Origin of the sequence: Planococcus salinarum, assembly GCF_007004625.1 — a bacterium.
GTDB lineage: Bacteria > Bacillota > Bacilli > Bacillales_A > Planococcaceae > Planococcus > Planococcus salinarum.
In genome coordinates this window covers 1-5,829 of sequence record NZ_VIFV01000053.1, presented here as the reverse complement: position 1 = coordinate 5,829, position 5,829 = coordinate 1, and the positions used below count along the sequence as shown (strand labels likewise).

Below are 5,829 nucleotides of genomic sequence, written 5' to 3'. Positions count from 1 at the left end.
GGCTCAAAAGTCTGGTAGCACGTTATGAAACTTTGCGTTATGCATCTTAATTGAACCGCCGTATACCGAACGGTACGTACGGTGGTGTGAGAGGTCGGGAGTTAATCGCTCCCTCCTACTCGATTTGGGGATGTTATTGGCTGGAAATATTATCTATATTTTTTGTGTGGAGTTGCGTGGGGTGCGGCTTGAAGGGGCTGAGGTGCGGGTAAAACAGTTTGGGGTGCGGTTTGAGGCAAATGAGGTGCGGTTAGGCGCGATCGAGGTGCGGTGGGAATAAAATCCGCTCTAATTTTTAGTTTTAAAATATTTATGTAAAATATTTCAAGTTAGTTTCGCGTTGGTTGCGGTTGCAATCCATTTAGTTGCGGTTACAATCCATTTAGTTGCGGTTACAATCCATTTAGTTGCGCTTAGAAAATTCCTCAACTATTCCCAAAGATTCCACACCCTCCAAACCCAAATCTAACTCCAACCCAAAATCCACCCACAAAAATAGGAGCCCTCCGACCGGAGGGCTCCATCCATCTATCACTAGCTCTTGAACTAGCTCTTGAACTAGCTCTTGAACTTACTCTTAACCTCTACTTCAATTCTTTCCGTCTGAACTTCGCCGTCACTTCATAGACGATCGGCACGATGGCCAATGTCAGCAGCGTCGAAACGGAGATATTGTGAGCTGGGGAATCGCTCCACTCAGCCTCTTTTGATTTCCCGGGAAATAAATGAGCCGCAAGAAATTTCAGCCAATACCTTTTGGCAGGAAAAATAACTTTCCAGGCAATTTTTCATTCATAATGAAATTTTCAATGTCCATCAAATAACTTGTTTGTGCACAGCAATCTGCTTTTTCTGTGATTGGTGCACTGGGAAGACTTATTTTAATCTGGATTTACCCGGGAATAAACGAACGTTCAGAAGGAAACGAACATGGAAGAGTTTAAAGGAATGGAAGATTTCATTGAAGTGGAAGAGCAATATGCGCCGTTGATTTCAGCGCTGATCAGAAAAATGCATATTTACCGTGATTATGAAGTTTACCGCCAAGTTGGGAAAGTGGCACTTTGGCAGGCGTGGTCCCGCTTTGATGGAGACAAAGGGGATTTTACTCCTTACGCCTTTCGCTCAGTGCACGGAGCGATGCTGGATGAATTGGCCCGCGAAGGGAGATATGCGAAATTGTTTCTGCTGTCAGAAGGGAGCCATTTTGAAGAACTGGAAATGCCGGTGCAGGAGGAAAAACTGCCCGAATGGGTCGCCGGAATCCCGTTGAAGGAGAAGGAAAGAAGATTGCTGCATGAATTGTTTGTTGAGGACAAAGGCATTAAACAGCTGGCGGAGCTGTACGGCATTTCGGTGGCAGGGATGAAGAAGAAGAAAGCCAGGCTGCTGGAGAAAATCAAAGAAAGCGAGTCTTTCCGGAACCGGGAGTGATATGCCGCCAATTTATATTTACGGAAAAAAGTTTTACGGTCATCAATTTCCTGTATAATAAATTTCGCATAAGCAGTTTGGAAAGCAGGTGCTGAATTTGTTTGAAATGATGACCGGCATGATCAACAATATATTTTTCATCATTTTCCCGATTGTGCTGTACCAGATGCTGGCCGGAGCAGGTAAGCGCAATTTCTTTGTCGATTACCGGATTACGATGACAATCCTTTTTTCAATATCCATCATCCTTTGCATGTTATTTCCTTATCAATTCCTGACAGATGAATATATTTTCGATTTGCGGCAGGTGCCGTTGATCGTGGGAGCGCTGTACGGCGGTCCTGTAATATCTGCTGTGCTGTTCGTGGTTTCAGCGGTCGGCCGGATTTGGATCGGTGGGGACGGGATGTATATCGCCATCCTTAACCAATTTGTCATTGCAGCCGGAGTTCCGTTCATCCGTCCCGCTTATATGCGAATGGAACGCACCATGAAAGTCATAACGGTTTTTGTCATTTCCATCCTGTCATTACTGTTCAATATGTTTGCCGGCTATCTTTTGTTCGGCGACCCGATTCATGACATCATCGGCATCTGGCTCATGCTGATGCTGAACCAGGGCATGATGATCGTGCTCACAGCCCTGCTGATTGAACACATTGTACGGCAGGAACTTTTGCTCAATACTTTGATGAAGCATGAAAAACTGGAAAGCGTCAGCCATTTTGCGGCGGCTGTTTCCCATGAACTGCGAAATCCAATCCAAAGCATCAAAGGCTTCATCCAGCTGATGCAAGTGTATGATTACAACCGTGAAAAACAGCTGGAGTTCCACGATACCATCCTGAACGAGATCAATGCGGCTGAAAGTCTGATTGATGATTACCTCATTTACGCCAAGCCGGTTTACGGCGAACTGGAGCGCATGTCTGTGAGTGACGAAGTATGCGGAGTGCTGAAACTTCTCGGCCCCTATGCAAACAGCCGGGATGTGGAGCTGCTTTGCCATAAAGGTGAAGAAAATGTCAGCATCCGAGGCGACCGGCAGAAATTCCGTCAGGCGATGGTCAATATCATCCGCAATGGTGTAGAGGCGATGCCGGAGGGCGGTGAATTGGTCGTGCGCATTAAAGCGCAGCCTGCAAAAGTGACCGTCGAAGTGGCGGATACAGGCGTCGGCATGACCAAGGAAGAAGTCGAGCGTCTCGGGGAACCTTATTTTTCGAATAAGATAAAAGGGACCGGACTGGGCATGATGGTCACCTACAGTGTCATCCACCAGATGAAAGGTGCCATCATCGTCAATTCCGAAAAAGGTTCAGGAACAGTATTCAAATTGGTATTCCCGAAATATGGACTGTAAACCGGACAAACCAAAAAACCGGCTCGGAAAAAGCAATGCTTTTTCCGAGCCGGTTTTTGCATTTCATAATTGGTTGTATGGGAATTCTGTGGTTGCCTCAGTACTGGCATTCACTTATTGGCTTTCTCATTCAAGGTCTTAAGAAACGGCAAGACGGACTGTTCTTTTAACTTGGCTTCGAACATGATGTCCGCATCGGTTCCGCCGAGCAGCAAAAGCAGCTCATCGAAATCTTCTTCCGATACCAGTTCGTGATGGCGCAGGTCGGTGAAGCCTTCCTTGCCTGTGCTGATATGAATTTTTGGTGTGCCGTACCCTTCCCAGGTGGCGAGAATCTCGGCAAAATCGACTGCTGTTCCGTCATTGTTGCAATTATGGTGATGAATATCAAAACAGATGGGCGCACCGCACATTTGATGGATATCCAGGACATCACGTATCGTGAAGGTTTTGTCGTCATTTTCAAGGCGCAGCCGTTTCCGGATCGCTTCCGGCAATTTCAGGTAAGTATCCGCAAATTGCCGCTTGGCACTTTCCTTGTCGCCATAAGCGCCGCCGGTATGGATGATGATGTCGTTGCCGCCCATCAGACCAATCAGTTTTTCGTGGTAGACAAGGTCGTCAATCGCTTTTTCCACCACTTCCGGTCTTGGTGAATTCAATACCGTGTATTGTCCGGGGTGGACCGAAACCCGCATCTGATGAGTTTCGACGAGGTCACGAATCTGTCCGGCAATAAAAAGGAAATCAGGGTCTTCCCACCAAACCCACGTGTTTACAGGATGTGTCGATAGCGGCACGATCGAGCTGGACGCCCGGTAGAAATAAATATCATTGGCAAGATTCCAGTTTATGATGTCAAGTGTCGTCTGCATATTCTTGAGGGTCAGTTCCTTGATCTTTTCGGTGCCTTCCACTTGGGCTGTTGCCAGCCGCAACGTCCGGAAAACGGTCTTCAGTTCAGTATTCATGCATGCATAACCCAATCTCATATGCTTCATCTCCCTGCATCCAGTATACCCAAAATTCTGTTACAATATTCGTAATAGGAACTGTAATCAGCGGAAAAGCTGAAGAATGGAGGGCAAACAATGCGGGCCGAATTGACGCAGCAGGAAAAGGGCTATAAAGCGGTATTCGAACGCCGGTTGGAACACGGCACTGGAGAGGTCTGGAGTATGCTGACCGACAACAGCCGTCTGCAGCAGTGGTTTGATGAATTGCGTATGGGGGAATCCGGCAAAGGTGGAAAGCTGATTTTTGATAGTGGCAATGGAGCGGCAGAAGAGCTGGAAATTACCGATTACGAAGAAGGGCGTGTCTTCGCTTTTCAGTGGTGGGCTGATCACGTTCGCTTTGAAGTGGAGGAGGAAGGCACCGGCACAAGCGTGCTGCGCCTGATTGAAACGATTCAGCGCATAACGCCTCAGACTGCCAAAGATTTGGCCGGCTGGCATGTCTGCCTCGACGCCATCGGTGCGATTCTGGATGATGAAGGGCTCGACCGCGAAAGCGAGTGGCAGCATTGGCACGAAGAGTACAAACGCCTTCTCACCAGCATGACCGTGGAATTTGAATGAAATCATAAAAAACCGCTGCCTCTATTGAACTGACCCGGTAATTTGAGACACTAGAAAAAACACCTAGGCTGCCATTGTCCGATACTCGATCGGGGAATGGCAGTTTAATTTTTGGAACGGTCGAATGTAGTTGTAATAATACATGTAATCTTCTGTTTTTTGTTGTACAATGGCATTGGTTAAGCGTACCCTTTTCTCAAGGGTATAGAATTCTTCCGACTTTAGCGAGGAGTGGAAGGATTCGATCACGGCGTTATCAAAGCAGTTTCCTTTGCGGGACATGCTGGTGATAATGCCGTTTTCTTTTGCCGTCACTTGAAACGCATGCGATGTATACTGGGCGCCTTGGTCACTATGCAAAATGGTTCCAGCCGTATTGCGCTTCCGGCAAGCCATTTCTAGCGTATCCAACACAAGGTGGGCATTCTGCGTGTCACTGACTTTGTAGGCAATCACTTCGTTGTTATACAGGTCCAGGATGGTCGACAAGTAAAGCATGCTTTCCCCGAAGGGGAGGTACGTAATATCCGTCACCCATTTCTGGTTGGGGGCGTCCGCTTTGAAATTCTGTTCCAATAGATTCGGCACCACCAAATTGCTTTCACCGGCCATTTTCTTGGCTCGCTTTGGTTTAACCTGGCATTGGCTGTTGTATTTTTGCATGATGCGCTGCACCGTCTTCCGATCGACAAGGGTGCCGGCATTTTCCAACAATCCTTTTACTGTCCGGTGACCGACTCGAAACTTCAACTGCTCACAAATGGCGATGATCTCTTTCTCCAATTCCGTTTTGTCGAACTTCTTCTGACGCCAACGGTAATACGTGGGGCGAGGGACACTCATGCATTCACAAATCATCGTGATGGAATATTTTGCTTTGAACAAGTCCACCAGTTCTAGGAAGAGGGCCGGTTCCACCCCCTTTCCAGTTCCCGATACTTTCCCAACAGTTCCTCTTTCATTTCGTAATAGAAAACTTTTTTCTTCAACGCCTCGACTTCGCTCATTTCCTTGGCAGAGCTGTTGGGTCTGCCGATATTCTGGGCCAGGCGACTCGTCTCTCCATCCTGGTACCACTTCATCCACGTCTTGATTTGTGACCTGTTTTTGATCTGATGAATCTCCATGATCTCAGCGTTGGTATAGTCGCCACTGAGTTTCATTCGGATGACCTCTTGTTTAACTTCCTCCGGATAGAATCGTTTTTTTGAACCCATACAGAAAAACACCTCCAAATTGTCGTTAATACTACATACGACGTTGGGGGTGTTTTTTCCTTGTCTCATTTTATTGGGTCACTCTATATAGGCAGCGGTTTTTTATGAGACGAATTGTAATATTAAGTGCAACACCCTACAAAACAAAAAAAGGGCCCATGACAGATTCGTGTAAAATGTAAGTTACCACACCAACACTACACGGAGGTTCTGTCATGAGCTACGTCCATCTTAC

5 protein-coding genes are annotated in these 5,829 nt (G+C 47.0%); 3 read left to right on the top strand and 2 right to left on the bottom strand.

Features of this window, described 5'->3' with window-relative positions; all coding sequences use genetic code 11:
• The first annotated feature begins 930 nt into the window (after window positions 1-930).
• Window positions 931-1,434 carry a sigma-70 family RNA polymerase sigma factor gene (locus DIJ65_RS15980; protein WP_230321473.1) on the top strand — a complete coding sequence of 168 codons (504 nt, stop codon included), beginning with the start codon at window positions 931-933 and terminating at the stop codon, window positions 1,432-1,434.
• Between the two features lie 106 nt (window positions 1,435-1,540).
• Window positions 1,541-2,797, top strand: a complete 1,257-nt coding sequence (locus DIJ65_RS15975) for a sensor histidine kinase (RefSeq protein WP_071151852.1) — start codon at window positions 1,541-1,543, stop codon at window positions 2,795-2,797.
• A gap of 110 nt (window positions 2,798-2,907) precedes the next feature.
• Here DIJ65_RS15975 and uvsE read toward each other — a convergent pair whose 3' ends face one another.
• Window positions 2,908-3,789, bottom strand: a complete 882-nt coding sequence (gene uvsE / locus DIJ65_RS15970; protein ID WP_071151850.1) for a UV DNA damage repair endonuclease UvsE — start codon at window positions 3,787-3,789, stop codon at window positions 2,908-2,910.
• Between the two features lie 99 nt (window positions 3,790-3,888).
• On the opposite strand from uvsE, the gene DIJ65_RS15965 reads away from it, so the two are divergent.
• Entirely contained in the window at window positions 3,889-4,377 is a 489-nt protein-coding gene (locus DIJ65_RS15965; protein ID WP_071151849.1) for an SRPBCC domain-containing protein, read from the top strand.
• Between the two features lie 63 nt (window positions 4,378-4,440).
• Here the strand turns inward: DIJ65_RS15965 and DIJ65_RS15960 are convergent, their stop codons facing one another.
• Window positions 4,441-5,454, bottom strand: coding sequence for an IS3 family transposase (locus DIJ65_RS15960; protein WP_230321471.1), 1,014 nt, complete (start codon window positions 5,452-5,454; stop codon window positions 4,441-4,443).
• Window positions 5,455-5,829 lie beyond the last annotated feature (375 nt).

Excerpts from the sequence above, each read along its gene's own strand:
- DIJ65_RS15980 (WP_230321473.1), top strand. The coding sequence starts at position 931 with ATGGAAGAGTTTAAAGGAATGGAAGATTTCATTGAAGTGGAAGAGCAA.
- DIJ65_RS15975 (WP_071151852.1), top strand. The coding sequence starts at position 1,541 with ATGATGACCGGCATGATCAACAATATATTTTTCATCATTTTCCCGATT.
- uvsE (WP_071151850.1), bottom strand. The coding sequence starts at position 3,789 with ATGAGATTGGGTTATGCATGCATGAATACTGAACTGAAGACCGTTTTC.
- DIJ65_RS15965 (WP_071151849.1), top strand. The coding sequence starts at position 3,889 with ATGCGGGCCGAATTGACGCAGCAGGAAAAGGGCTATAAAGCGGTATTC.